The sequence below is a fragment of the Bowmanella denitrificans genome (genome assembly GCF_002887595.1).
In the GTDB taxonomy this organism is placed as follows: domain Bacteria; phylum Pseudomonadota; class Gammaproteobacteria; order Enterobacterales; family Alteromonadaceae; genus Bowmanella; species Bowmanella denitrificans.
Window position 1 is genome coordinate 1 of the sequence record NZ_PEBU01000037.1, and the last position, 1,225, is coordinate 1,225.

The window sequence follows — 1,225 nt, forward strand, 5'->3', positions numbered from 1 at the left end:
TGCGGCTGCTACCTAACGCCCTGGATGGAACACTGGGAAGTCAATCCGCCGGCACAAAAGTATGATCGGGCGGTGGCTTAACAAAGCACTTGGCCGCCATGCACCAGGCGGTTATAACTAAAGCACCTAACTGGAGTTGGATTAGCAGGATATGCCGCGTTTTCAAATCTCACGCAACCTATACGTATATACCTTGTTTGTATTTGTGCTGATGCTGGTTTTGGTTAACCAGCCAGGCACAACGGTGAAAGATGTAATCGCCATGTTGTCTGACATTGGTATTTTGATTACCGCCGTTGTAAGTGTGAGTGTAGCGATGAAGAGCCACTTGGACTCAAAGAAATCAAAGAGCGTGAATCTGGGGAACAAAATGATGGCATTGTCTTCAGCGTGTGTGTCGGCGATTGGGCGGTTACGCTTAGCAACTGGTAAGTCTGAATATTTACCCGACGAAGTTGTGGAAAAGCTAAAAAGTATTGGGATCAACCTTCAGGCATGTCAGCTTGATTTTCCTCCAGGCGTGAAAGATGCCGTATTCGTTGTATTGGCTGATATTGATGAGGTACTCACATTAGTGGAGCGTCGCAATGCAGCCATGCTCAGTATTGGTAGCCGAGTAATGGTGAGGGATTTTGACAATAAGGCCAAGTGGAAATCAAAAAGTCTCTGTACTGGCCTGCAGACCATTACTGATGCTATCAAGATGATGCAATTAGATTAGAGCAAAGTAACACACGTTAAATTATATCCCGCCAACCAATAACCTAACCTGACCTCCGCTGGCCCAACTGGGCCATAAACCTACTACAGCGGAGACACCCATGGCCCTAACCAAAGCAGACGTTGCCAAACTGGTAAAACGCACTGTCTATGTACCCAAATTGGGTAAAGACAAACAGCCCATGCTGCACCAAGTCACAAAGGTGCCATTGACCGAACCTAAGCAGGTAGATGTCCAGGAGGAAGAGGTGCTGGACTGGATTGTACGCGGTGGTGAGATCACCGTAGTGACCACGGATGGCCGCAAACTGCTGGGTGAAGTCCCGGCCGATATCGCCAAGAAACACGCAGAGGCTTGATAGCCCATGCTAGTGCCTATACCGGCTCACATGGGCTTTCGCGGGGCCATAACAGCGCTACGTGAAGCTCGCCTGACAGAGTATCAGGCGGTAATACGCCTGCTGCGCGAGCAGCTTGAAGCCTTGCTGCATCCCAACCAAGACCA

Annotated in this window: 2 protein-coding genes; both read left to right on the plus strand. The window is 49.4% G+C overall.

Annotation, left to right across the window (positions count from 1 at the left end; all coding sequences use genetic code 11):
* Nucleotides 1-151 precede the first annotated feature (151 nt).
* A complete protein-coding gene (locus CSR04_RS24635) occupies nucleotides 152-721 on the plus strand; it encodes a hypothetical protein (protein WP_102798999.1) in 570 nt (189 codons plus the stop codon).
* A gap of 100 nt (nucleotides 722-821) precedes the next feature.
* Complete coding sequence (locus tag CSR04_RS24640; protein ID WP_102799000.1) at nucleotides 822-1,079, plus strand: hypothetical protein; 258 nt, start codon at nucleotides 822-824, stop codon at nucleotides 1,077-1,079.
* The last annotated feature ends 146 nt before the right edge of the window (nucleotides 1,080-1,225 follow it).

Coding starts and splice junctions, on each gene's coding strand:
- CSR04_RS24635 (WP_102798999.1), top strand. CDS start 152: ATGCCGCGTTTTCAAATCTCACGCAACCTATACGTATATACCTTGTTT.
- CSR04_RS24640 (WP_102799000.1), top strand. CDS start 822: ATGGCCCTAACCAAAGCAGACGTTGCCAAACTGGTAAAACGCACTGTC.